21 protein-coding genes are annotated in these 23,813 nt (G+C 71.9%); 15 read left to right on the forward strand and 6 right to left on the reverse strand.

The window, feature by feature from the left end:
• Positions 1–73 precede the first annotated feature (73 nt).
• The 6 genes from H297_RS40475 (at position 74) to H297_RS0124450 (ending at position 4,952) form a co-directional block, all read left to right on the forward strand.
• A complete protein-coding gene (locus H297_RS40475) occupies positions 74–430 on the forward strand; it encodes a cupin domain-containing protein (protein WP_051352143.1) in 357 nt (118 codons plus the stop codon).
• 299 nt (positions 431–729) lie between these two features.
• Entirely contained in the window at positions 730–3,003 is a 2,274-nt protein-coding gene (locus H297_RS38150) for an ATP-binding protein (RefSeq protein ID WP_064744873.1), read from the forward strand.
• A 14-nt stretch (positions 3,004–3,017) separates the two neighbouring features.
• Positions 3,018–3,458 carry a roadblock/LC7 domain-containing protein gene (locus H297_RS0124435; protein ID WP_027739203.1) on the forward strand — a complete coding sequence of 147 codons (441 nt, stop codon included), beginning with the start codon at positions 3,018–3,020 and terminating at the stop codon, positions 3,456–3,458.
• A gap of 4 nt (positions 3,459–3,462) precedes the next feature.
• The gene (locus H297_RS0124440) at positions 3,463–3,837 is read left to right on the forward strand and encodes a DUF742 domain-containing protein (RefSeq protein WP_027739204.1); all 375 of its coding nucleotides are present in this window, start codon (positions 3,463–3,465) and stop codon (positions 3,835–3,837) included.
• Positions 3,815–4,405, forward strand: a complete 591-nt coding sequence (locus H297_RS0124445) for an ATP/GTP-binding protein (RefSeq protein ID WP_027739205.1) — start codon at positions 3,815–3,817, stop codon at positions 4,403–4,405. Before H297_RS0124440 ends, H297_RS0124445 begins: the two co-directional genes overlap by 23 nt.
• Entirely contained in the window at positions 4,386–4,952 is a 567-nt protein-coding gene (locus tag H297_RS0124450; protein WP_027739206.1) for a GAF domain-containing protein, read from the forward strand. Before H297_RS0124445 ends, H297_RS0124450 begins: the two co-directional genes overlap by 20 nt.
• 42 nt (positions 4,953–4,994) lie before the next feature.
• Here H297_RS0124450 and argS read toward each other — a convergent pair whose 3' ends face one another.
• A complete protein-coding gene (gene argS / locus H297_RS0124455; RefSeq protein ID WP_027739207.1) occupies positions 4,995–6,782 on the reverse strand; it encodes an arginine--tRNA ligase in 1,788 nt (595 codons plus the stop codon).
• 139 nt (positions 6,783–6,921) lie between these two features.
• Between argS and lysS the strand changes: the two genes are divergently transcribed.
• Positions 6,922–8,673: a lysine--tRNA ligase gene (gene lysS / locus H297_RS0124460; RefSeq protein ID WP_027739208.1), complete on the forward strand. Its 1,752-nt coding sequence runs from the start codon at positions 6,922–6,924 to the stop codon at positions 8,671–8,673.
• A 49-nt stretch (positions 8,674–8,722) separates the two neighbouring features.
• Here the strand turns inward: lysS and H297_RS0124465 are convergent, their stop codons facing one another.
• The 3 genes from H297_RS0124465 to H297_RS0124475 all read right to left on the reverse strand — a co-directional run bounded on the left by H297_RS0124465 (position 8,723) and on the right by H297_RS0124475 (position 12,379).
• Entirely contained in the window at positions 8,723–10,345 is a 1,623-nt protein-coding gene (locus H297_RS0124465) for a DUF2637 domain-containing protein (RefSeq protein ID WP_486589651.1), read from the reverse strand.
• Between the two features lie 139 nt (positions 10,346–10,484).
• Positions 10,485–11,204 (reverse strand): hypothetical protein, encoded by a 720-nt coding sequence (locus H297_RS0124470; RefSeq protein ID WP_027739210.1) that lies wholly within the window; start codon positions 11,202–11,204, stop codon positions 10,485–10,487.
• A gap of 185 nt (positions 11,205–11,389) precedes the next feature.
• On the reverse strand, positions 11,390–12,379 hold the full coding sequence (locus H297_RS0124475) for a hypothetical protein (protein ID WP_486589648.1): 990 nt from the start codon (positions 12,377–12,379) through the stop codon (positions 11,390–11,392).
• A gap of 520 nt (positions 12,380–12,899) precedes the next feature.
• On the opposite strand from H297_RS0124475, the gene H297_RS38155 reads away from it, so the two are divergent.
• On the forward strand, positions 12,900–14,726 hold the full coding sequence (locus tag H297_RS38155) for a BCCT family transporter (protein ID WP_051352145.1): 1,827 nt from the start codon (positions 12,900–12,902) through the stop codon (positions 14,724–14,726).
• A gap of 453 nt (positions 14,727–15,179) precedes the next feature.
• Here the strand turns inward: H297_RS38155 and H297_RS44545 are convergent, their stop codons facing one another.
• Entirely contained in the window at positions 15,180–15,947 is a 768-nt protein-coding gene (locus tag H297_RS44545; protein WP_486589649.1) for a hypothetical protein, read from the reverse strand.
• 137 nt (positions 15,948–16,084) lie between these two features.
• On the opposite strand from H297_RS44545, the gene hemL reads away from it, so the two are divergent.
• The 7 genes from hemL (at position 16,085) to H297_RS0124520 (ending at position 23,233) form a co-directional block, all read left to right on the forward strand.
• Complete coding sequence (gene hemL / locus H297_RS0124490; protein ID WP_027739212.1) at positions 16,085–17,413, forward strand: glutamate-1-semialdehyde 2,1-aminomutase; 1,329 nt, start codon at positions 16,085–16,087, stop codon at positions 17,411–17,413.
• A 71-nt stretch (positions 17,414–17,484) separates the two neighbouring features.
• Entirely contained in the window at positions 17,485–18,207 is a 723-nt protein-coding gene (locus H297_RS0124495) for a histidine phosphatase family protein (RefSeq protein ID WP_027739213.1), read from the forward strand.
• A gap of 77 nt (positions 18,208–18,284) precedes the next feature.
• Positions 18,285–18,887, forward strand: coding sequence for a TlpA disulfide reductase family protein (locus H297_RS0124500; RefSeq protein ID WP_027739214.1), 603 nt, complete (start codon positions 18,285–18,287; stop codon positions 18,885–18,887).
• A 7-nt stretch (positions 18,888–18,894) separates the two neighbouring features.
• Complete coding sequence (locus tag H297_RS0124505) at positions 18,895–19,689, forward strand: cytochrome c biogenesis protein CcdA (RefSeq protein ID WP_027739215.1); 795 nt, start codon at positions 18,895–18,897, stop codon at positions 19,687–19,689.
• A gap of 3 nt (positions 19,690–19,692) precedes the next feature.
• A complete protein-coding gene (resB, locus tag H297_RS0124510; RefSeq protein ID WP_027739216.1) occupies positions 19,693–21,489 on the forward strand; it encodes a cytochrome c biogenesis protein ResB in 1,797 nt (598 codons plus the stop codon).
• Positions 21,486–22,622 (forward strand): c-type cytochrome biogenesis protein CcsB, encoded by a 1,137-nt coding sequence (gene ccsB / locus H297_RS0124515; RefSeq protein ID WP_027739217.1) that lies wholly within the window; start codon positions 21,486–21,488, stop codon positions 22,620–22,622. Before resB ends, ccsB begins: the two co-directional genes overlap by 4 nt.
• A 53-nt stretch (positions 22,623–22,675) precedes the next feature.
• Entirely contained in the window at positions 22,676–23,233 is a 558-nt protein-coding gene (locus tag H297_RS0124520; protein WP_051352146.1) for an SRPBCC domain-containing protein, read from the forward strand.
• Positions 23,234–23,282: 49 nt separating this feature from the next.
• On the opposite strand, the gene H297_RS38160 is transcribed toward H297_RS0124520, so the two are convergent.
• A complete protein-coding gene (locus tag H297_RS38160) occupies positions 23,283–23,687 on the reverse strand; it encodes a PLD nuclease N-terminal domain-containing protein (protein WP_486589650.1) in 405 nt (134 codons plus the stop codon).
• Positions 23,688–23,813: the final 126 nt, after the last annotated feature.

The following is a 23,813-nucleotide window of genomic DNA, read 5'->3' on the forward strand; positions in this document are numbered from 1 at the left end:
ACTTCGACGGTGCACCTCCGTCTCGCGAAGTCCCCTTTGTCGCAGCGCCATCGCAGAGAAAGAGGAGCACACCATGACGACCCTCGACCGTCCCGATTTCCATGTGGTCGACGCCGACGCGCTGGCGGGCATCGACCCGATCGAGCTGTACCCGGGCGTGACGGCCCAGGTCGTCGACTGGACGAGCCCCGCAGCCGGCGTCGCCCCGCTGCCCCGCGAGGCCTACGTGCGCTTCGCGCCCGGCGCCGGCTACACCGAGCCCGACCACCACGCCGACAGCAGCGAGATCGTGGTCGTCGTCGAGGGCGAACTCCTGGACGAGGGCGGGCGCTATCCGGTCGGCAGCCGGGTGCGCGGGGCACAGGGCTCCACCCACACGCCGCACAGCGAGCAGGGCTGCCTGCTGTACGTGTACTTCCCCGAGCGGTGAGCTGAAGCGCGCAGCCGGAAGCTGAGCGCCGGGTGCCGGGCTGAGCACCGGGCGCCGGACGAGCGGCGTACCCCGGCCGGTCCCGCCTGATCGGGACCGGTGCCGAATCGCTCGTTCTCGCGCACAAACGTACGCACTCATTGTCGAACTCGCCTCACATGTGTGGCAGTTGCGTCGGCGACGCACATCGCGCCGACCGCCGTAGCACCATGACGGGACTCGCCGCACCCGGAGGAGAAGGCCCGTTCTCCGCACCGTGCGAGGACCCTTGTTCGCAGCGGAATCACCTGAGGGAATTGATGCCTGTACCTCCAGCGGACGCGGCAGTACGCCGGCGCCTGGTGCGGTTGGCGACGGTGCCCGCCCTGGTCGTCGCGCTCGCGGGCGCCGCAGTCGTCGGCTACCTGTGGAACGCGTGGGAGCCGGACGCGGCCACCGCCGCGGACACCGGGTTCGACGCCGCCGCCGTCGGCGTGCTCACCGGGGCCGCCCTGGTCGCCGTCGCCGCCGTCGTCACCGGTTTCCTGACGGCCTCCTCGCAGGCGCGCACCGCCGCGCTGCGCTGCACCGGACTGCGGCAGACCGCCGAACGCGGCCGCGACCAGCTGCGGCGGCAACTGAGCGGGCTGCAAGCCGGTGAACCGCCCGCCCCGCCGGGTCCTGCGCCGGTGCCCGCCACCCCCGCGGGCGACGCACTGGACGCCCTGGCGCACGAACTCGCCCTCGCCCAGCACGCGGCCCACGAGGCGGTCGCCCACGCCGCGCGGCTCGCCTCCGCCACCGACGGCGGCACGGGCGAGGACGGGCCGGGGGCGCCCGCGACCGACCGGGTGGCCGTCTTCGTCAATCTCGCCCGGCGGCTGCAGTCGTTGCTGCACCGCGAGATCAGGGTGCTCGACGACCTGGAGCACCAGGTCGAGGACCCCGACATCCTCAAGGGCGTCTTCCAGGTCGACCACCTGGCCACCCGGATCCGCCGGTACGCCGAGAACCTGGCCGTGCTCGGCGGTGCGGTCTCACGCCGGCAGTGGACCCGGCCCGTGCCGCTGACCGAGATCCTGCGCTCCGCCGCCGCGGAGGTGGAGCACTACCAGCGGGTCAAACTGGTGCCGCCCGTCGAGGGCACCGTACGGGGGCAGGCCGTCGCCGACGTCATCCACCTGCTCTCCGAACTGGTGGAGAACGCCACGGTCTACTCCGCGCCGCAGACCCAGGTGCTGCTGCGGGCCGGCCACGTCACGGCGGGGCTCGCCGTGGAGGTCGAGGACCGCGGGCTCGGCATGACCGGGGCCGAACAGCAGCGGATGAACGCGCTGTTGGCCGATTCCGACGGGGTGGACGTCGGCACGCTGCTGTCCGACGGGCGCATCGGCCTGTACGTCGTGGGTACGCTCGCCCGCCGCCACGGCATCGCCGTACAGCTCCGCGCCAACATCTACGGCGGCATCCAGGCCGTCCTCGTCCTCCCCCACACCATGCTGGGCACCCGCACCCCCGCTCCCCCCTCGGACACCGCCCCGGTGTCGGCGGATCCGCAACGGGGCGCCGCCCCGGTGCCTGCGGCCCCGCACCCGGACACCGCTCCGCCCCCGGGTGCCGCCCCGGTGTCGGCGGACCCGCAGCCGGGCGCCGTCGGCCCGCGCACTGCCGCTCCGCGACCGAGTGCCGCCCCGGCCACTGGGACCGCTCCGGCCGCTGGGGCCGCTCCGGGCTCCGGCACTGTTCCGGCTGCGGCTTCGGCCACCGGGTACGTTCCGGTCTCGGGGGCGGCTCCGGCTGCTGGGGCCGCTCCGGCTGCTGGGGCCGTTGCGGCTGCTGGGGCCGTTGCGGCTGCTGGGGCTGCTGGGGGCTTCGGCACTGTTCCGGCTGCGGCTTCGGCCACCGGGTACGTTCCGGTCTCGGGGGCGGCTCCGGCTGCTGGGGCCGCTCCGGCCGCTGGGACTGTTCCGGCCGCTGGGGCCGTTCCGGGCTCCGGAACCGTTCCGGCCGCTGGGGCCGCTTCGGCGTCGGGGGCCGCTGCGGCCACGGGGGACGACTCGCGTGGGGGGTCGCAGGAGGTGGTGCGGGGCCGGTCGGCGCGGGGTCGGCACGCGGCGCCCAAGGCGTCGAAGGGTGCGCTCGGCCAGGGCGGCACGGCGCCGCAGGGCGGGGCGCAGCCGCACGAGGCGAGCCGCTCCGCCGCGGGCGCGCCACCCCCGCCCGGACCCGCCGCTCCCCACAGGAGCCGGTACCACGCCCCCGGACCCGTCACCGGCAACGTTTCCGACGTCCCTGCCGGCGCCGTCCCGGGCACGGGCAACGCCGCATTTCCGGGCGCCGGGCCGCCCGGACAGGCGGGGGCCGAAGGGCGGCCCCCGCTGCCGCGTCGGCGGCGGCAGGAGCACATGGTGCCGGAGCTGCGCCGGCCACCCGCGGCGCCGGCCCCGTCCGGCGCGGACGACGCCGAGGAAGCCGTGCACGATCCCGGGCTCCTGGCGGCCTTCCGGCGCGGGGTCGGCCGCGCGGAGGCCGACGGGTACGTGCCGTCCCGGTTCCCGTCCCCGTACCCGGGCGACAGCTCGCCCCACGAGTGAGGAAGACGCGATCGATGATGAATGAGGCTCCCTTGACGAGGCAGTCGACGGTGGACCTGTCCTGGCTGCTGACCGGCCTGGTCGAGCGGGTACCGCACGCCCGCAGCGCCCTGCTGCTGTCGTCGGACGGACTGGTGAAGGCCGCGCACGGACTGGAGACGGACACCGCCGACCACATGGCAGCGCTGGCCTCCGGCCTGTACTCGCTGGGCCGCGGCGCCGGCGTCCGCTTCGCGGGCGGCGACAACGTGCGCCAGGTGGTGGTCGAGCTGGACACCTCCCTGCTGTTCGTCAGCACGGCGGGCCACGGCGCCTGCCTGGCCGTCTTCGCCGGGAGCGAGGCGGACGCGGGCGTGCTGGGGTACGAGATGGCGATGCTGGTCAAGAGCGTCCGTCCGTATCTGGCGACGCCGGCGCGGCAGTCCGCCGGCGGCGCAGAACCCGGTGGCGACTGACCCCATGGCGGAACCGTTCGACGAACCCTGGCTGGACGAGGACGCCGGCCGCCTGGTCCGTCCGTACACCGTCAGTGAGGGCCGCACCCGGCCCTCCGCCGATCTGGACCTGCTCACGCTGGTACTGGCCACGGGGGTGCGTCCCGACGGCTACCTGGGACCTGAGCACGGCCAGGCGCTGGACCTGTGCGGCGGCCCCAGGTCCGTCGCCGAGATCGCCGCGACCATCAGGCTGCCCGCCACCGTCACCAAGGTGGTGCTGTCGGACCTGATGGACTGCGGCGCCGTGACCACCCGCGGGCCCGTCCATCTCCAGGAGGGCCCGCACGACCGAGAAGTGCTGGAGGCGGTGCTGGATGGGCTTCGCAAACGACTCTGATCCCTTCCCGACCGCGCTGAAGATCATCGTCGCCGGCGGCTTCGGGGTCGGCAAGACGACCTTCGTGGGTGCCGTCAGCGAGATCGACCCGCTGAGCACCGAGGAGTTGCTGACCCAGGTCGGTGCGGAGACGGACAGTCTGGAGGGCGTCGAGCAGAAGACCACCACGACGGTCGCCATGGACTTCGGACGCATCACGTTCAAGAGGGGCTACGTCCTCTACCTGTTCGGCACCCCGGGCCAGGACCGGTTCTGGTTCATGTGGGACGAATTGTCCGCCGGTGCCCTGGGCGCCGTCGTCCTGGCGGACACCCGGCGCCTGGAGGACTGCTTCCCCGCCGTGGACTACTTCGAGCAGCGCGGCATCCGCTTCGTGCTGGCCGTCAACGAGTTCGACGGCTCGCACCACTACGACCCCGACGAGGTGCGCGCGGCGATCGACCTCGGCAAGGATGTACCCGTCGTCCTGTGCGACGCCCGCGCCCAGGACTCCGCGACCGGGGTCCTCATCTCCCTCATCCAGCATCTGATCGACCCGAGGAGCGCGCATGCCGTCCACACCCCTTGATCTCACGGCCCGGCTGCTGGTGACGCCGCAGGACACGGAGGCGGCCGAGCGGGTCGCCCGGCTGAAGGAACTGGGCGTCGGGGACCGGCCCTCGGAGCGGTTCGACGCGTTCGCCAGGGAACTGGCCCGCGTCACCGACGCGCCGTTCGCGATGGTCAACTTCCTCGACGAGACGCGGCAGTACTTCTGCGGTCTGTACGACTCGACCATGGACCCGCAGAAGGGCCCGGTGGATCCGAACGGCGGCGTGGGCCGGGTGATGGAGCGGGACCACGGCTTCTGCGTGCACGTCGTGGCGCGGCGTACCGCGCTGGTGCTGGAGGACGTGCGCGACTTCGCCCGGTTCGCCGTCAACCCCGTCGTGGACGAGGTGGGCATCACGTCCTACCTGGGGGCGCCGCTGCTGGACCCCTCGGGCATGGCGCTGGGCACGGTCTGCGCCGTGGACCAGCGGCCGCGCCCGTGGGGCCGGGAGGGGCTGCGGACCATCAAGACGATGGCCGCCCGACTCCAGGAGGAGATCCTGCGCGGCGGCCCCGTGCCGTGATCCCCGTACCGTCCCGTCCGCACGGGCGGACCGGCCCCCGGGCTACAGCCGCTCGGGGGTGCGGATACCGAGCAGCGTCAGGCCCTGGCGGAGGACCTTCGCGGTCATCTCGCACAGGAAGAGGCGGTTCTCGGACTGCTCCGGCTCTTCGCGGTCGAGGACCAGGCAGTTCTCGAAGAACCGGCTGTAGAGCGTGGCCAGTTCGTACAGGTACGCGGTCAGCTTGTGGGGTGCGTACTCGTCGGCGGCCGTCACCAGGGTGTCGGCGAAGGCGTCCAGGTGCAGGGCCAGCGCCCGCTCGGCCGGGGCCAGTTCGCGCTCGGGGTGCGGCACAGGGCGCAGGTCACCGGCCCGGCGGAAGATCGAGCGGACCCGGGCGTAGGCGTACTGGAGGTAGACGCTGGTGTCGCCCTGGAGGGAGACCATGCGGTCGAGGTCGAAGACGTAGTCGCGGGTCATCGAGTTCGACAGGTCGGCGTACTTGACCGCGCCGATGCCGACCTGGTGGGCGCGGCGCCGCACCTCCTCCTCGGTGACCTCCCCGTCGGCGGTGGCGGCCTTCTCGCGGACGACGGCCGCGGCGCGCTCCACCGCCTCGTCGAGCAGGTCGATCAGCCGCACGGTCTCGCCCTCGCGGGTCTTGAACGGCTTGCCGTCCTTGCCCAGCACGGTGCCGAACTGCAGCTGCTTCGCAGCGCCCTCGGGCAGCCAGCCGGCGCGCTGCGCCGTCTCGAAGACCATCCGGAAGTGCAGCGCCTGGCGGGTGTCGACCACGTACAGCAGGGTGTCGGCCTTCAGCTCGCCGACGCGGTTGCGGATGGCGGCCAGGTCGGTGGCGGCGTAGCCGAAGCCGCCGTTGGACTTCTGGACGATCAGCGGGGTGGGCGTGCCGTCGGGCCCCTTGACGTCCTCGAAGAAGACGCACAGCGCGCCCTCGGAGCGGACGGCCACCCCGGACTCCTCCAGGTCCGTAACGACCTGCTGGAGGTCGTCGTTGTAGGCGCTCTCACCGACGATGTCCGCGTCGCGGATCTCGACGTCCAGCTCGTCGTAGACGCCCTGGAAGTAGGTCTTCGACTCGTCCACGATCTTGTGCCACAGCGCCAGCGTCTCCGCGTCGCCGCTCTGCAGGGCGGGCACCCGGTCGCGGGCGCGGGCCTTGAAGTCCTCGTCGGAGTCGAACAGGGCGCGGGAGGACTTGTAGAGCCGGTTGAGCCGCGCCATGGCGGCCTCGCCCGCGTCCTTGGCGTCGGCCGTGTCCGAGGCGTGGTCCAGCTCGTGCGGGTGCTCGATCAGGTACTGGATGAGCATGCCGAAGTTGGTGCCCCAGTCGCCGATGTGGTGGCGCCGGATCACCGTCTCGCCCCGGTGTTCGAGCAGGTGCACGACGGCGTCGCCGATCACCGTGGAGCGCAGGTGCCCCACGTGCATCTCCTTGGCGACGTTCGGCTGCGAGTAGTCGATCACCGTCGTGCCCGGGTTCTCGGCGAAGGGCACACCGAGGCGTGCGTCCTGCCGGCGCGCCGCCAGGTTCTCCACGATCGCCTTGTCGGCGACGGTGATGTTGAGGAAGCCGGGGCCCGAGACCTCGATCCCGGCGATCACCCCGTCCGTGTCGTACGCCGGCAGCGCCTCGGTGACCTGGCCGGCCAGCTCCCGCGGATTGCCCCCCAGCCGCTTGGCCAGCGCCAGCATGCCGTTGGCCTGGAAGTCCGCCCGGTCGCTACGTCGCAGCAGCGGGTCGGCGGAGGCGGCCTCCGGCAGAGCAGCCGAGAGGGCGTCCGAGACGCGCTGGTGGACCGTAGCGGCAAGAGAGGGGACCGTAGCCATGGAGTGCTGACCGTTCCGTCGGGGTGGCTGGATGTCGGCCCCAGTATCCCACGGAGCGACGGGGGCACGGCGCCGTGTCACGGGGTGGGACAATGGGCGGCGCAGGCTTGAAGAGCGCGACGAGAAGGAAGTGCCGGACGTGGCTTTGACCACCCATGAGGCCGACTGGGTCTCCCGTATCGCCGATGACGTCATCGCCGAGGCGGAGCGGCGCGGCCTCAAAAAGGTGGTCTGCGCATCCGGGCTGAGCCCCTCGGGCCCCATCCACCTGGGCAACCTGCGCGAGGTGATGGTGCCGCACCTGGTCGCCGACGAGATCAAGCGGCGCGGCGTCGCCTGCGAACACCTGCTGTCCTGGGACGACTACGACCGGTTCCGCAAGGTCCCGGCCGGTGTCGAGGGCGTCGACGCCTCCTGGGACGAGCACATCGGCCGGCCGCTGACCGCCGTGCCCGCGCCCGCCGGCAGCCCGTACGGGAGCTGGGCCGAGCACTTCAAGGCCGCCATGGAGGCGTCCTTGCTGGAGCTGGGCGTGCAGTACCGCGGCATCAGCCAGACCGCGCAGTACACCTCCGGCGCCTACACCGAGCAGATCCTCTTCGCGATGCGGGAGCGCGCGCGCATCGACGCCGTGCTGGACCGCTACCGGACGCTGGAGAGGGAGGCCAGGAGCGGCGGGAAGAAGCCCCAGCAGAAGCAGAAGCAGCAGACCCCGGAGGCGGCCGAGGTCGAGGCGGCCGAGGGCTCCGGTGCCGCGGCCGAGGACGACGGCTCGGGCGCCGGGACGGGCTCCGCCTACTACCCGTACAAGCCCTACTGCACCGCCTGCGGCCGCGACCTGACGACGGTCACCGCGTACGACGACGAGACCACCGAGCTGACCTACACCTGCCGCTGCGGGCACAGCGAGACCGTCGAACTGCGCACCTTCCACCACGGCAAGCTGGTGTGGAAGGTCGACTGGCCGATGCGCTGGGCGTACGAGGGGGTCGTCTTCGAACCGTCCGGGGTGGACCACCAGTCGCCCGGCTCGTCGTTCGTGGTCGGCGGCCAGTTGGTGAAGGAGATCTTCGGCGCCGAGCAGCCCATCGGGCCGATGTACGCCTTCGTCGGCATCAGCGGCATGGCCAAGATGTCCTCCTCCAAGGGCGGTGTCCCCACCCCGGCCGACGCGTTGCAGATCATGGAGGCGCCGCTGCTGCGCTGGATGTACGCGCGGCGCAAGCCCAACCAGTCCTTCAAGGTCGCCTTCGACCAGGAGATCCAGCGCACCTACGACGAGTGGGACGCGCTCGTCCGCAAGATCACCGACGGCAGTGCGCAGCCCGCCGACACCGCCGCGCACACCCGTGCCGCCACCACGTCGCTGGGCCCCCTCCCGCTCACCGAACGCCCGCTGCCCTACCGCACCCTGGCCTCGGTCGCCGACATCACCGGCGGCCAGGAGGAGCAGACCCTGCGCATCCTCAGCGAGCTCGACCCCGCCCACCCGGTGCACAGCCTGGACGAGGTGCGGCCCCGCCTGGACCGCGCCCACCGCTGGATCACCACGCAGGTCCCCGCCGACCAGCGCACCCGGGTACGGGACGAGCCGGACGCCGAACTGCTGGCCTCGCTCGGTGACGAGCAGCGCGAGTCGCTGCGTCTGCTGCTGGAGGGGCTGGAGCAGAACTGGTCGCTGGAGGGCCTCACCTCGCTGGTCTACGGCGTGCCCAAGGTGCAGGCCGGGCTGGCTCCGGACGCCAAGCCGACCCCGGAGCTGAAGGTCGCCCAGCGCGGCTTCTTCGCCCTCCTCTACCGCCTGCTGGTCGGCCGCGAGACGGGCCCCCGCCTGCCCACCCTGCTGCTGGCCGTCGGCGCGGAGCGGGTCCGCAAGCTGCTGGGGGCGTGACGGGGCGCCCGGTGCCGGGCACCGGGCACAGGGCGCCGTGGGTCTCGCCTCAGCCGGCGAGGCCCATCTCGGTGTTGTAGCGGTCCTTGAACTCGCGCATGTAGGACCCGAGATACGTCTCGCTCAGCAGTCCGCCGTCGGCCGTGGTGACGCCGAGGTCGTCCCGCAGGGTGCGGGCGAGCGCGGCGGGGGCGGGGAACGCGCCGCGCGCGGCGACATACATGCGGTACGCCCGGAAGTAGGCCTCCTCGCGGGGCACGCCGTCCGGGATGCCGACGGGTTCGTCACCGCCGTAGGGCTCGTCCTCCTCCTCGGCGTACCCGGCCGGTTCCGCGTACCCGGTCGCATCTGCGGCGTCCCTGGCTTCTTCCGGGTCGTGCGGGTCGGTGAACGGGGCGGCGGGCCCGGTCTCCCCGCCGCCCGCCGGCGCGGGCGGCCGGGGCTCGACGAACAGCTCCTCGGCCCGCGCCGGGGAAGCCGAGGGCGCCGGTGCGCCCAGCGGGCGGTAGCGGCCGGGTGCCACCGGTACGGGGAACCCGGCCGGCTCGGTCGCCGGTTGTGGACCGGCGGTCGGGGCCGGTTCCGACGCAGGGGCGGACCCGTTCGACGGTCCGGGTGTCGACGAGGGGGCTGGCCCGGCCGTCGGGGGGCGCCCGGGATCCGCGGCGGGCTCGTAGTCCGGAGCCGGGGCGGGCTCGGCGTCCGGAGCGGGGGCCGCTGCCGGCTCGCGTACCGCCTCGTGCTGCGGGGCCGGTTCCCGCGCGGGCCGGGCCTCGTGCGGGCCCGCCTGCACCGGGGGCGGGCCGTCCGCCCGGGGCGCGGGCTCCACGGAGGCGGCGTGCGCCGGTGCCGCTTCCGCCGCCGGTGCCGCTTCCTTGCGGGCGGGCTCACCGGCATCGGGCTCACCGGGAGAGGGCTGTTCCAGGGCGGGCTCCGCGGGGCCGGCCTCCGTCAGGGCGTGCTCCGTGCCGGGGTGCTCCGGGGACGCCGTTGCGTGCAGCCTGGCCGTCCGGGGCGCCGTCTCGCGCAGAGGCACCCCGTAGCGGGCGAGCTTGAGCGGCATGAGGGACTCGACGGGGGCCCGGCGGCGCCAGGAGCGGCCGTACCGGGCGCGCAGCCGGGTCTCGTAGACGAGCCGCTCCTGTTCCATCCGGATCACCTCCTCGTAGCTGCGCAGCTCCCACAGCTTCATCCGCCGCCACAGCCGGAACGTGGAGGGGAAGGCGAGCACCCAGCGGGAGAGGCGGACGCCCTCCATGTGCTTGTCGGCGGTGATGGCGGCGACCCGCCCCGTGGCGTGCCGGGCGGCCTCGACGGTGACGACGAACAGGACGGGGATCACCGCGTGCATCCCGACGCCGAGCGGATCGGGCCAGGCCGCGGCGCCGTTGAAGGCGATGGTGGCGGCCGTCAGCAGCCACGCGGTCTGGCGGAGCAGCGGGAAAGGGATGCGGATCCAGGTGAGCAGCAGGTCGAGGGCGAGCAGGACGACGATGCCGGCGTCCACACCGATGGGGAAGAACGGGGCGAAGGACCCGAACCCCTTGCGTTCGGCGAGGTCGCGGACGGCCGCGTAGGAGCCCGCGAAGCCGATCGCCGCGATCACCATGGCGCCGGCGATCACGACGGCGATGAGTATGCGGTGTATTCGGGTCAGTTGTACGCCCTGCACTGGAGTTGTCCCCACCCTCGGAACCCTCGGAATCCGGCGGGCCCACCTTGGCACACTTCCGGTCCGCGGGAGGCGCGGAGCCCGGCCTCCGGGCGGGGAGGCCGGGCTCCGGCGGGCGGCCGAGAAGGCGGCCGGGCGGTCACTTGATCTGCGTGACCGCTTCCTTGGCCGCCTTCTCGGCGCCCTTCTTCACGTCGTCGGCGCTGGGCTTCTTGGCGTCCTCGAAGCCGGCGCCCTCGTAGTCCACGGTGACCACGACGTTGGCGACGCGCGTGGTCAGGCGCTCGGCCCGGTACTCGGAGGACTTGCCCTTGGTGTCCTCCTTCTTGGTCTCGTAGGAGACGGCCGAGGCCTCGTCGCCGACGCCGGAGACCTTGGAGTCCTTCAGCTCCCGGTTGTCCTTGTCGGCGGTCTTCTCCTTGAGCTGCTGCTTGGCGTAGTCCGCCGCGCGCTTGTCGCCGGCGCCGATGGCCGGGTCGGAGTCGAAGCGCTTCAGGGAGAGCGTGAGCTGGCGGTAGTCGTACTTGTCCAGGCCGCTCCACAGGCAGCTGTTGGAGTCGTCGGCGTCACCCGAGCCGACGGGCTTGCCCGATTTGTCGTCCGTGCCGGCCACCAGGTCCTTCACGGTGCCCTTGCCGAGGCTGTCGCACGAGTTGGGGAGCTTCTTGAACTTCGCGGGCGCCACGGTGGGGGACTTGCTCGCGGAGGCCGAGGCGGAGTCGGACTTCTTGCCCTGGTCGGAGTCCGAGGAGCAGCCGGCGACCAGCAGGACGGGGAGCGCCACTGCCGCACAGGCGAGCGTGTTCCTGACGGTCTTGCTCCGTCGAGGGGCGGCGGTGCGCGGGGCGTTTCGGTGCATGGTTCCTTCGCTTCCGGGTCTTCACGAGTTGTGCCGAACCTGGGGGGTGGTGCTGACGGAACGGTACGCAAGCCGCGGGGCGGTGCGCGTGTTTCCGGGCACCTGAGCGGCGTGGGACTGCCCACAGCGTGGGGTCGGCCACAGCGGACGAAACGGGCGAGAGGGAACGAAACCGCGCCTACGGGTCAGTCTCCGAACTGCTCAGCGAGGTGCTCCGCGAGCTTGCGCGCCTTCTCCTGGAGATCCTTGCTGTCCGGAATGCGATGCTTGTCGGTCACCCACTGGTCGTACTCGACGGTGGCGATGACGTTCGCGGTGCGGAAGACCAGCGTGATGTCCCGGTGCACCCCGGAGCCGGCGGTGTGGAGCTCGTCGTCGACGTAGGCGGCGTCGCCCACGCCGTCCAGAGCGCGCGGGGCCAGGTTCTCGTCCGGCGTCGCGGACTCCGACCCGTCCTCCCCGGGGTCGTCTCCCCCGTCCCCGTCCCCGTCCGCGCCGGAGGACGAGGACGGGTCGGACTCACTGTCCTTGCTGTCCTTGCCGTCCTTGACGTGTTTGTCGCCGTTGTCGCCCTTGCCGCCCTTGTTGCTCTCGTCGCCTGCGTCGCTCTTACCGGTCGGGGACGCGTGGCCGTCCGGGCTCTTCCCGGCGTCCGAGCCGGAGGCCTCCGCGTCCGGCTCCCGGCTCTCGGAGCCGTCGTCCTCCGGGGGCAGCGATACGTCGGCCTTGTGGGCCTTCTCGGCGTAGAGCTGCTCGGCCTGCTCGTCGTCGCTGACGGACGGGTCGTAGGAGACCACCCGTTCGAAGTCGATGGCCAGGTGCCGGGTGCTCACAGTGGTGGCGTTCTTCCAGCGGCAGCCGACCCGGCGGTCCGTGTCGTAGGTGCTGCTCGGCCGGCCCTCGTAGGGGTCGCTGCTCGCGCTGGGAGCGGCACCGTCGTCGTCCTCGGCCGCGGCGGCGCCGGGCAGCATGTCGCGGAGCATGCCCTCCTCGACCGTGTCGCACGGCTCGGGGAGCGTGCTGTACTTGCCCGGCTCGGCCGCGCTCGGCGAGGCGGAGGAGCTGCCCGCCTTGCCGTCCTCGCCGCCCTCGGAACCGGAGGAACCGGAGCAGGCGGTCAGTGCACCGGCGAGTACGAGGGCGAGCGCGGCGTTGGTCGCGTACGCCGCACTCACGGCGTACCTCTTGGCCCTCCGCGGCACAGCTGGCCTCCTCGTCGGATCGTCGTCGCGGGCGTCGCCGCCCGGCGTACGCCCGCTCGGCGTTCCGCCGACGGGGCGACGGCACCATGTCTACCGCACCCGCCGCTCACACGTCCGGTCGCGTGGCGTCTATGTTGCGCAAAGTCAGTCTTTTCCCTTTCGCCGCCCTCCTGGCCTGCGGGGACCGTTTGTGGGCCGCGTCATGTTCCGGATCTGCAACGACCCCCCGGTCGACCCCTCCGAGGGGGTCCCCGGTGCGGATGCGGGCCCTAGGCTGACCGGGTTCAGCTGGTCACGCAGTGTGGGTACGCGCTGACGGGCGATCAATTGAAGCCCATTTGTGGACAGTTGAGCGCAAAATATGAGGCTTTGGAGGGCGCCCCGCGGCCGGACTACTTTCCTGGCGGCCGGGTAGCGGCCCTGCGAATCCTTGTCAGAGATCGGCGCGCGTGAGAGGACCGCATGTCCTCCGGAGGAAGGGCAATAGACAAACGTGAAACCTGAGACAGAGGAGGCCTATGCCTCCAGCGGGGGTCTGACCCGGGGCCCGCAGACCGACCGCGTGGTGTTCGGCGTCGCGGCGCTGCTCACGCTCGCCTTCGTCGTCTGGGGCGGGGTCGCCACGGACTCGCTCGGTGACGTCTCGTCGAAGATGCTGGGATGGACGATGCACAACGGCGGCTGGGCCTTCGTGCTCGCCGCCACCGGCTTCGTGATCTTCTCGCTCTGGCTCGCCTTCAGCCGCTACGGCAAGATCACCCTCGGCAAGGAGGGCGAGGAGCCGGAGTTCAAGACGGTCTCCTGGATCGCCATGATGTTCAGCGCCGGCATGGGCATCGGCCTGATGTTCTACGGCGTGAGCGAGCCGCTGAGCCACTTCAACGAGCCCCCGCCCGGCACGGACCCCGCCAACGACGCGGACAAGATGCAGACGTCGTTGGCCACCACGCTCTTCCACTGGACGCTCCACCCGTGGGCGATCTATGCGGTCGTCGGCCTGGCCATCGCCTACAGCTGCTTCCGCCGGGGCAGGCGTCAGACGGTCAGCGCGGTGTTCACCCCGCTCATCGGGGAGAAGGCCGCCAACGGCGGCATCGGCAAGGTCATCGACATCCTGGCGATCTTCGCGACGCTGTTCGGCTCCGCCGCCTCGCTGGGTCTGGGCGCGCTCCAGATCGGCAGCGGCGTCGAGCAGGTCGGCTGGGCCGCCCACGTCAGCACCGGGGTGCTGGTCGTCATCATCGCCGTCCTGACGGCGTGCTTCGTCTTCTCGGCCGTCTCCGGCGTCGAGAAGGGCGTCCAGTGGCTGTCCAACATCAACATGGTGCTGGCCGGGCTCCTGGTGGTCTTCCTCTTCGTCGCGGGCCCGACGATCCTGATGCTCAACATGCTGCCCACCTCGGTCGGCAGCTTCCTCGGTGACCTGCCGCAACTGGTCGGACGCACCGACTCCTCCAGCGGCAAGGGCGTCGCGGACTGGCTGGCGAGCTGGACCGTCTTCTACTGGGCGTGGTGGATCTCCTGGACGCCGTTCGTGGGCATGTTCATCGCCCGCATCAGCCGGGGCCGCACCATCCGCCAGTTCGTCGGCGGTGTGATCCTCGTCCCCAGCGTGGTGAGCCTCGTCTGGTTCGCCATCTTCGGCGGCACGGCCATGAAGCTGCAGTCCGACGGCAACAACCTGGGCAGCACCCAGGAGGCGCAGCTGTTCAACGTGCTGAAGGAGTACCCGATCGCCGGCGCGACCGGTCTCATCGTGATGATCCTGGTCGGCATCTTCTTCGTCTCCGGAGCGGACGCGGCCTCCATCGTGATGGGCACGCTCTCGCAGAAGGGCACGATGGAGCCCAGCCGGGGCGTCGTCATCATCTGGGGTGTTCTCACCGGCGCGGTCGGCGCCATCATGCTGCTGATCGGCGGTGGTGGTGACAAGGCGCTGGAAGGGCTGAAGAACCTCACGATCCTGGTGGCCGTGCCGTTCACGGTCGTCATGATCGGGCTGTGCATCGCCCTGACCAAGGATCTGCGCAGGGACCCGCTGATCATCCGTGCCGAGCTCGGCGAGGAGGCCGTGGGCAGCGCGGTCGTCGCCGGTCACGAGCAGTACGGCGGCGAGTTCGAGTTCCAGATCGGCCCGGTCGACCCGGACGCGCCCAAGCTGGACGCGGAGATCCTGGACGCGGAGGTGGCGCAGGCCGTCAGCGACGCCGCTGCGGCCGCCGAAAACGGCGCCGCCGGTTCCAACGGCTCGCAGGACGGCGGCAGTCCGCAGGACTCGTCGCCCTCGGGCCGCGTAGGGACGGACAAGGGCCAGGACTAGACCACCCCGGTCGCATCCGGTCGCATCCGGCCCCCGACGACGGGCGTCCCGCCGCTCACCTGGCGGCGGGGCGCCCGTCGTCGTACGCGGGGGCCGTCACCGCGCGTACGGGCGCGGCTTGTCCGCCGGGCCGGCTTCTGTCCCAGCCGCGTCGGCGTGCCGGGCAGCACGGATGCCGACCGGGTGTGCGTTGTCACAGTTGCCACAGGAGCGCCACAGCAATTCTGGTGCCCCCGCCGCACGGTCCCTCTGCGTGCGCCAGGCACCGGGTCGGCCTCGGGGCCGACGGCCGGGCCGATACTCGGGGTCGCGCCGTCGGTCACCCGGCGGGCGCGATCACGCACGCAGGTGCAGCACTCGGGCGCGGCGTAGCGGTACGGGGGCACGCGCGGGCCCCCGTCCGTGCGCGCGGTCGGCGGATCCGCGCGGGCGCCGGTCAGCGGGTCTGCGGGGTCACGGCCACACCAGGCAGTACGCCTGGTGGCCCGCCTCGTGGAGGCGGTCGGAGAAGTCCTGCCAGCGGTGCAGGAGTTGATACACGTTGAAGGCGTCCTGGGGGCCGGCGCGGTCGGGGACCGTGGACCAGATGAAGGCCGCGGCGCCCACCGTCTCCTCGCCGACGCCGCGCAGCGGGTCGACGACCGTCATGGGGAGCTTCACCACGGCGTAGTCCGGGTGCAGGACGACGAGTTCGAGCGGCGGTACCCGGTGCAGCGGTATGCCCTCGATGCCCGTCAGCACCATCGCCGCCATCGTCTCGGGCTTGATCTTGGTGAACATGCCCTGTCCCAGCTCGTCCCCGCCCAGTTCCTCCGGGCGCATCGAGATGGGTACCCGTGCGGCCGTGGCACCGTCCGGCGCCCCGAAGTACTTGTAGGTCACCCCCACTCGGCCGCCACCCCTGCTGCTTCTGGTCGTCGCCGTGCTCCCGAGGCCCGCGAGGCCGCCACCCGCGACGGATCCGCTGCCGTGTGTGGTGCTGCCCTGCTCCGCCGCCGCGCCGCCCGGCCCCGTGCTGTCGTGCCCCGCGCTGTGCTGCCCCGTACCGTCGTGTCCTGAACCGCTCTGCCCCGTACCCTGCCGCGCCGATCCGCTCGGTGTGCTCTCCGCCGTGGTTCCGCTCTCGCTCTCGGCCACAGTGCGCCTGTGGCGCCCCTGCGCACGCCCCGGGCCAGTCTCCGAGGGGCCGGGCCCCTCTCCCAGTCCGCCACCGCGATGCATGTCACCACCCGACTGCTCATCCGGGCCGCACTGCCGTCCCCGTGCGGCCCGATCATCGTGTCAGAGACCTCCCCGCCCCGCGGAGTGTGAAACGCCCCCGGGGCCCCGTGCAGGGGCCTGATGACACCATGGCTTTCGTGACTTACTCGTACAGCGCACCAGTATCGCAGTCGCTCTTCGACCGCGCCTCCGCCGTGACACCAGGGGGCGTGAACTCTCCGGTCCGCGCCTTCCGCTCGGTGGGCGGTACGCCCCGGTTCATGGTGTCGGGTTCCGGGCCCTACCTCACAGACGCGGACGGGAGGGAGTACGTCGATCTCGTCTGCTCCTGGGGGCCGATGATCCTCGGCCACGCGCACCCGGAGGTGATGGCGGCCGTCCGGCAGGCCGTCGAGCGGGGTACCTCCTTCGGTACCCCGGTCGAGGACGAGGTGGCGCTCGCCGAGGAGATCGTCGACCGGATCGACCCCGTTGAACAGGTACGACTCGTCTCCTCGGGCACCGAGGCGACGATGTCGGCGATCCGGCTGGCGCGCGGGTTCACCGGCCGCCCGAAGGTGATCAAGTTCGCCGGCTGCTACCACGGGCACGTCGACGCGCTGCTCGCCTCCGCCGGCTCCGGCGTCGCCACCCTGGGCCTGCCGGACACCCCCGGAGTCACCGGAGCCCAGGCCGGCGACACGCTCGTGCTGCCGTATAACGATCTGGACGCGGTCCGTGAGGCGTTCGCCGCGCACCCCCGCCAGATCGCCTGTGTGATCACCGAGGCCGCGCCCGGCAACATGGGCATCGTCCCGCCGCGCGAGGGCTTCAACCAGGGGGTGAAGGAGCTGTGCCGGGCCGACGGCGCGCTCTACATCTCCGACGAGGTGATGACCGGGTTCCGCGCCGGCCCGCGCGGCTGGTACGGCATCGACGGAGTCGTCCCCGATCTGATGACCTTCGGGAAGGTGATGGGCGGCGGCTTCCCGACCGCCGCGTTCGGCGGCCGCAAGGACGTCATGGACCATCTCGCCCCGGCCGGGCCCGTGTACCAGGCCGGGACGCTGTCCGGGAACCCGGTGGCCACCGCGGCGGGTCTCGCCCAGCTGAAGGCGCTGGCCGCGCACGACTTCGCCGCGCATGCCGTGCTGGACGCCGCGGCCCGCCAGGTGCGCGAGCTGGTGGGTGAGGCGCTGACCAAGGCGGGTGTGGCGCACACCGTGCAGTCGGCCGGCACCATGTTCTCGGTCTTCTTCGGCGACTTCGGCGCGGCCGGGGTGCCCGACTACGAGGCCGCCAAGCGGCAGGAGAGCCACCGCTTCACCGCGTTCTTCCACTCGATGCTCTCCCAGGGCGTCTACCTGCCGCCCTCCGGCTACGAGGTCTGGTTCGTCTCCGCCGCGCACGACGAGCGCGCCGTCGAGCGGATCGCCGCCGCCCTCCCGGCCGCCGCCCGCGCCGCCGCCGAGGCGGTGCCCGCATGAGCCGGGACGCGGAGAAGAACCCGGGCACGGACCAGGAGGCGGACATGGACCAGCAGCCCGGCACCCAGGCCATGGAGGCGGCCGGCACCGGTGCCCGCGCGGACGACAAGACCGTCACCGTCGTCCATGTGATGCGGCACGGCGAGGTCCACAACCCCGAAGGGGTCCTGTACGGGCGCAAGCCCGGCTACCACCTCTCCGACCTCGGCCGGCGGATGGCCGACCGGGTCGCCGAGCACCTGGAGCACCGGGACATCACCCACGTCGTCGCCTCGCCGCTGGAGCGCGCGCAGGAGACCGCGGGCCCCGTCGCCAAGGCGCACGGCCTCGACGTCACCGCCGACGCCCGCCTCGTCGAGGCAGGGAACGTGTTCGAGGGCAAGACCTTCGGCGTGGGCGACGGCGCGCTGCGCAGGCCGGAGAACTGGCGCCATCTGCGCAACCCCTTCCGGCCCTCCTGGGGCGAGCCGTACCTCGAACAGGTCGTGCGGATGCGCGCCGCGATCGAGACCGCGAAGGAGTCGGCGCGCGGGCACGAGGCCGTCTGCGTCAGCCACCAGCTCCCCATCTGGGTGCTGCGCAGCTTCGTGGAGCACCGCAGGCTGTGGCACGACCCGCGGCGGCGTCAGTGCACCCTCGCCTCGCTGACGAGCTTCACCTTTCTCGGCGACCGCATCGTCTCCGTCGGCTACAGCGAGCCCGCCCGCGACCTGGTGCCGCCCCATCTGCGGGGCGGCGGCACGAAGAAGGGCCGCGGCGCCGGGGGCGCCCAGCAGCCGGGCGCGGGGGCGTAGGCGCCCCGCCTGCGGGGAGGCGAGGGGCAGCAGGGGGGTGCGGAAGATCGCTCATACGCGCATGCGAAACTTTTCACATGAGCCAGACCCGCACCTCCCGCCGCCGCGCCGCCCTGCTGGTCGCCGGGGTCGCCGGCGGTGCACTGCTGCTGTCCGCGTGCAGCGGCGAGCAGCCCGGCTCCTCCTCCGGCGACACCAAGTTCGTGAAGGGCACCGGCGAGATCACCAAGGTGCCCGAGGGCAGGCGCACCGAGGTACCGGACCTGTCGGGCGGTGCGGTGGACGGCAAGAAGCTGAAGCTCTCCGACTACCGCGGCAAGGTCGTCGTCCTCAACGTGTGGGGCTCGTGGTGCAGCCCCTGCCGCGCGGAGGCGCCCAACCTGGCCAAGGTCGCCCACGACACCGAGGGCAAGGGCGTCCAGTTCCTCGGGGTCAACACCCGCGACCTGGACAAGGCCAACGCCAAGGCGTTCGAGCGCACCTACGACATCGACTACCCGAGCTTCTACGATCCCAGCGGCAACCTCATCCTGAAGTTCCCCAAGAACGCCCTCAACCCGCAGGCCATCCCCTCGACGCTGATCCTGGACAAGCACGGACGGGTCGCGGTGCGGGCCCTGAAGTCGCTGAGCGAGAAGGAACTGCGCTCGGCGCTCGACCCCCTGATCGACGCGAAGTGACCGGACCATGACCTCCCTCGCGGCCGTCCCCGCCACACACCTCGCGGCCTCGGGCATGAACGACACCGTCCTGGGCGGTGCGCTGCTGCTCGCCGTGCCCGTCGCGCTGCTGGGCGGGCTGGTCTCCTTCTTCTCGCCGTGCGTGCTGCCGCTGGTGCCGGGCTACCTCTCCTACGTCACCGGGGTCAGCGGCACCGATCTGGCCGAGGCACGGCGGGGCCGGATGTTCCTGGGCGCGGGACTGTTCGTGCTGGGTTTCACCGCCGTCTTCGTCTCCGGCGGCGCCCTCTTCGGCGGTTTCGGGGCCACCCTCCAGGAGCACCGCGCCGTCATCTCCAAGGTGCTGGGCGGTCTGACGATCCTGCTGGGGCTGGCCTTCATGGGGGCGCTGGGGCCGCTGGGGCGGTTCACGCAGCGCGAGGTGCGGATCCACAAGCGGCCGGCGATAGGGCTGGCGGGCGCACCCATGCTGGGGGTGCTCTTCGGCATCGGCTGGACGCCGTGCATCGGTCCGACCCTCGCCGCCGTACTGACGCTCTCCTCGGACCAGGGGAGCGCGGGTCGCGGCGCGCTGCTGACGGTGGCCTACTGTCTGGGGCTGGGCGTTCCGTTCGTTCTCGCCGCGCTCGCCTTCCGTCGCGCGCTGGGCGCCTTCGGGTGGGTGAAGCGGCACTACGCGTGGGTCATGCGGATCGGCGGCGGGATGCTCGTCGCCGTCGGTGTCCTGCTCGTCACAGGCATCTGGGACCGGATCGTGTACGAGATCACGGTCTGGTCGTCCGACTTCACCGTGGGGATCTGATCCATGAGCACGACCCGTGCCGGCAAGGACGTCGGCAAGGACGCCGGCAAGGGCAGCGACTCCGGGGGCGGCCCCGACGCCGGTCCGGGCAGCGAGGCCGCAAAGGAGCGGGAGGCCACCGCGCAGCTGTCGACGGCGCCCAGCGAGGAGAGGCTGAACGTCCCCTCGCTCGGGCCGCTGGGCTGGGCCCGCTGGTTCTGGCGGCAGCTCACCTCGATGCGGGTGGCGCTGATCCTGCTCTTCCTGCTGTCGCTGGGTGCCATTCCGGGGTCCGTCATCCCGCAGACCCCGGTGGACGCCCTCAAGGTGGAGAAGTTCCACCAGGACCACACCACGCTGGCGCCCCTTTACGACAAGCTCCAGCTGTTCGACGTCTACACCTCGGTGTGGTTCTCGGCGATCTACATCCTGCTGTTCGTCTCGCTGGTCGGCTGCATCATCCCGCGCACCTGGCAGTTCGTGGGCCAGCTGCGGTCCCGTCCGCCGCGCGCCCCGCGCAAGCTGGACCGGATGCCCGTCTACACGACCTGGCACACCGAGGCCGAGCCGGAGAAGGTGCTGGACGCCGCCCACGGGCTGCTCAGGCGGCGCCGGTTCCGTACCCACCTGGACGAGAGCGGCAAGGACTCCGTCGCCTCCGAGAAGGGCTACCTGCGCGAGGCCGGCAACCTGGCCTTCCACATCGCGCTGATCGTGCTGCTGCTGGCGTTCGCCTCCGGGCAGTTGTTCAAGTCGGAGGGCCGGAAGCTGATCGTGCAGGGCGACGGGTTCTCCAACACGCTGCCGCAGTACGACGACTTCCAGTCCGGCTCGCTGTTCACCGCGGACATGCTCGACTCCTTCGGCTTCCGGCTGAAGGACTTCCACGCCACCTACGAGAAGAGCGGCCCGAACAAGGGCACTCCGCGGGACTACCGCGCTGGCGTCGTCTACACCAAGGGCGCCGGCGGCAAGGAGACCGGCACCACGATCAAGGTGAACCACCCGCTGAAGATCGGCTCGTCCAAGGTCTATCTGATCGCCAACGGCTATGCGCCCGTCGTCTCCGTCAAGGACGGCAAGGGCCACGTCGCCTACCGCGGACCGGTGCCCTTCCTCCAGCAGGACAACAACCAGACCTCCAGCGGCGTGGTGAAGGTCCCCGACTACGTGGACGCCAAGGGCCGCAAGGACCAGCTGGGCTTCCAGGGCTTCTTCGTGCCCGACTTCGAGCCGAACAGCGGCACCATGTTCTCCCAGTCGCCCACGCTGAAGAACCCGGCGATGTTCCTGACCGCCTACCACGGCAACCTCGGTGTCGACGGCGGCCCGGCGCAGAACGTCTACCAGCTCGACACCGGGAACATGAAGAAGTTCACGGAGAAGGACGGCAGCCCCTTCGCCAAGAAGCTCACCCCCGGCACCACCATGAAGCTCCCCGGCGGCGCGGGCTCCCTGAAGTTCGAGGGCGTCAAGCAGTGGGCGAACTTCCAGGTCTCCCACCAGGTCGGCAACGGCTGGGCGCTGGGCGGGGCGCTGGCGGCCATCGCGGGCCTCGCGGGCTCCCTGTTCATCCAGCGCCGCCGGGTGTGGGTGCGGGCGTACGCCGGCGAGGACGGCCGGACCGTCGTCGAGATGGCCGGGCTGGGCCGCAGCGAGTCCGCGAAGCTGCCCGACGAGCTCGCCTCTCTCGCCACCGACATGCAGGACGCGGCACCTGTCGCGTCCCCCCGGGCCACCGCCGCGCAGGACCCCGCCGAGCCGGGCTCCGCCGCGGACGGTACCGATCCTGCTGAAGCCCCCGAAGGAGCAGGCAAGTGAATCTCCTGGCAGCCGAGTCCAACGAGCAGCTCGCCCACGTCAGCAACTATCTGGTCTATTCGGCGATGGCCGTCTACGTGCTGGCCTTCTGCGCCTACATCGCCGAGTGGACGTTCGGCTCGCGCAGCAAGGTGGCCCGCACGGCTGCGGCGCTCACCGCGAAGCCGTCCGCCGCGGAGGGCGAGGGCGCCGTCCCGGGCCAGCCGGACGGCGTCTCGGTGCGGGTGAAGTCGGAGCAGGGCGGTACAGCCGTACTGGAGAAGCCCGCACCGCCGAGGACGCCCAAGATCATCACCCGGTCCGGCAACGGCCGGCGCGGTGACCTGCCCGACGGTCCCGGCGCCGCGGCCGGCGACGAACAGGGCGACATGTACGGGCGGATCGCCGTCTCCATGACGGTGCTGGCCTTCGTGCTGCACTGCGCCGGGGTGCTGACCCGCTCGCTGTCCGTGCAGCGCGCCCCCTGGGGCAACATGTACGAGTTCTCGACGGCCTTCTCGATGGTCGCCGTCGCCGGGTACCTGGGCTTCCTGCTCGCCGGGAAGAAGGTCCGCTGGATCGGGCTGCCGCTGGTCACCACCGTGCTGCTGGACCTCGGCCTGGCCGTCACCGTCCTGTACACCGACAGCGACCAGCTGGTGCCCGCGCTGCACTCGTACTGGCTGTGGATCCACGTCTCGCTGGCCATCATCTGCGGCGCGCTGTTCTACCTCGGTGCGGTCGGCTCGCTGCTCTACCTCTTCCGCGACTCCTACGAGTCCGCGCTGCTGTCCGGCGGCAAGCCCGGCAGCGTCCGCACCTCGATCATGGAGCGGCTGCCCTCCGCGGCCTCGCTGGACAAGTTCGCCTACCGGATCAACGCCTCGGTCTTCCCCTTCTGGACGTTCACGATCGTCGCGGGCGCCATCTGGGCGGGCGACGCCTGGGGCCGCTACTGGGGCTGGGACCCCAAGGAAGTCTGGTCGTTCATCACCTGGGTCGCCTACGCTTGCTACCTGCACGCACGTGCCACGGCAGGCTGGAAGGGCCGTAAGGCGGCGTACCTCGCGCTCCTCGCCTTCGTCTGCTTCCTGTTCAACTACTACGGCGTGAACATCTTCTTCAACGGCAAGCACTCCTACGCGGGCATCTGAGCCGGCCGCAGGTATCCGCGCGAGCCACCCCCCTGGCGCACGAAGGTGGAGCCATGAGCACCGACAGTCGGGCACCGCTACCCCACACCGTGCCGTACGGAACGGCACGCACCAGCAGCGACGGAACGGCGCACACCGTCGGCTTCGAGCTGTCGTTCCCGCACCCGCTGGAGAGCCTCTGGGCCGCTGTGGCCACCCCCGCCGGGCTGCGGGGCTGGCTGGCGGCGGCCGACCCCTTCGAGCCCGGGCCCGGCGGCGCGGTGACGCTGCGCTGGCTGAACGGGGAACCGGAGACCGACGGCGCCCCCTCCACCGGGCACGCGCCGGGACGGATCACCGCCTGGTCGCGCCGCCGGCTCGCCGAGTACACGGTGGACACGCGCGGCTCGTTCGGCTTCACCCTGCGCGGCTCGCCCGACGACGACCGCACCCGGGTGCGGTTCCGCAACGACTTCACCGGCGACACCGCCCGCCTGCTGGACGCCCTCGCCGACTGGCACCAGCACTTCGAGCTGCTGGGGGAGGAGCTGCAGGGCCGCCCCGCCGACTGGACGGCCTGGACTCCGAGGCGGTTCGCCGCCCTGCGCGCGGAGTACGCGGACCGCGTCTGAGACCTCGGGCTGCCCGCCGGGCCCGGACTGCTCGTTTCGGTCCTGCGGGCTACTCGTCCCGGTCCTGGCGGTTGCGCAGCTCCTCGTCCCGGGGGGAGTCCGGCTGCTGCGGCGGTTCCGGTGCGCTGCCGGGCTCCGTCGAGCCGGGCCGCTCCGGGCCGGCCGGGGGCGCGGGCTGCTCGCCCAGCGACTTGAGGAAGTCCGGGTTGTCGTCCGGGGCGACCCAGCGCCGCTCGTCCGCCCGCACCGCGCCGTAGGGCGTGTTCCGGCGCGGCCTGCCCACCGCGAACCAGGCGATGGGACCCAGCAGCACCTGCCCGAACAGCAGGATCAGGATGACCCACACCACCTTGGGCAGCTTGCGCACCTCGTTCTCGGGTGTGTTCAGGCAGTCGATGAACGCGTAGATCCACAGGGCGAGGATCACGAGGATGGGCAGGAGCCTGATGATCACGCGGAACGCCCCCTGGGAACGAGATGCCGCCGGACGGATGCGGTGCGGGGGTCGGCGTGCGGGCCCCCGCACCGCCAGCGTAATGGGCCGGGCCCGGGCCCCGGCGCTCAGGGCGCGGGCCGCGGA

It is taken from the genome of Streptomyces sp. CNT360, from assembly GCF_000424785.1.

Bases quoted from the DNA above. Each gene is read 5' to 3' on its own strand.
- H297_RS0124520 (WP_051352146.1), top strand. From the start codon at position 22,676: ATGAGCACCGACAGTCGGGCACCGCTACCCCACACCGTGCCGTACGGA.
- H297_RS0124445 (WP_027739205.1), top strand. From the start codon at position 3,815: ATGGGCTTCGCAAACGACTCTGATCCCTTCCCGACCGCGCTGAAGATC.
- resB (WP_027739216.1), top strand. From the start codon at position 19,693: ATGAGCACGACCCGTGCCGGCAAGGACGTCGGCAAGGACGCCGGCAAG.
- H297_RS0124440 (WP_027739204.1), top strand. From the start codon at position 3,463: ATGGCGGAACCGTTCGACGAACCCTGGCTGGACGAGGACGCCGGCCGC.
- H297_RS0124470 (WP_027739210.1), bottom strand. From the start codon at position 11,204: ATGCACCGAAACGCCCCGCGCACCGCCGCCCCTCGACGGAGCAAGACC.
- H297_RS38150 (WP_064744873.1), top strand. From the start codon at position 730: ATGCCTGTACCTCCAGCGGACGCGGCAGTACGCCGGCGCCTGGTGCGG.
- H297_RS40475 (WP_051352143.1), top strand. From the start codon at position 74: ATGACGACCCTCGACCGTCCCGATTTCCATGTGGTCGACGCCGACGCG.
- H297_RS0124500 (WP_027739214.1), top strand. From the start codon at position 18,285: ATGAGCCAGACCCGCACCTCCCGCCGCCGCGCCGCCCTGCTGGTCGCC.
- H297_RS0124505 (WP_027739215.1), top strand. From the start codon at position 18,895: ATGACCTCCCTCGCGGCCGTCCCCGCCACACACCTCGCGGCCTCGGGC.
- H297_RS44545 (WP_486589649.1), bottom strand. From the start codon at position 15,947: ATGCATCGCGGTGGCGGACTGGGAGAGGGGCCCGGCCCCTCGGAGACT.
- H297_RS0124435 (WP_027739203.1), top strand. From the start codon at position 3,018: ATGATGAATGAGGCTCCCTTGACGAGGCAGTCGACGGTGGACCTGTCC.
- argS (WP_027739207.1), bottom strand. From the start codon at position 6,782: ATGGCTACGGTCCCCTCTCTTGCCGCTACGGTCCACCAGCGCGTCTCG.
- H297_RS0124495 (WP_027739213.1), top strand. From the start codon at position 17,485: ATGGAGGCGGCCGGCACCGGTGCCCGCGCGGACGACAAGACCGTCACC.
- H297_RS0124450 (WP_027739206.1), top strand. From the start codon at position 4,386: ATGCCGTCCACACCCCTTGATCTCACGGCCCGGCTGCTGGTGACGCCG.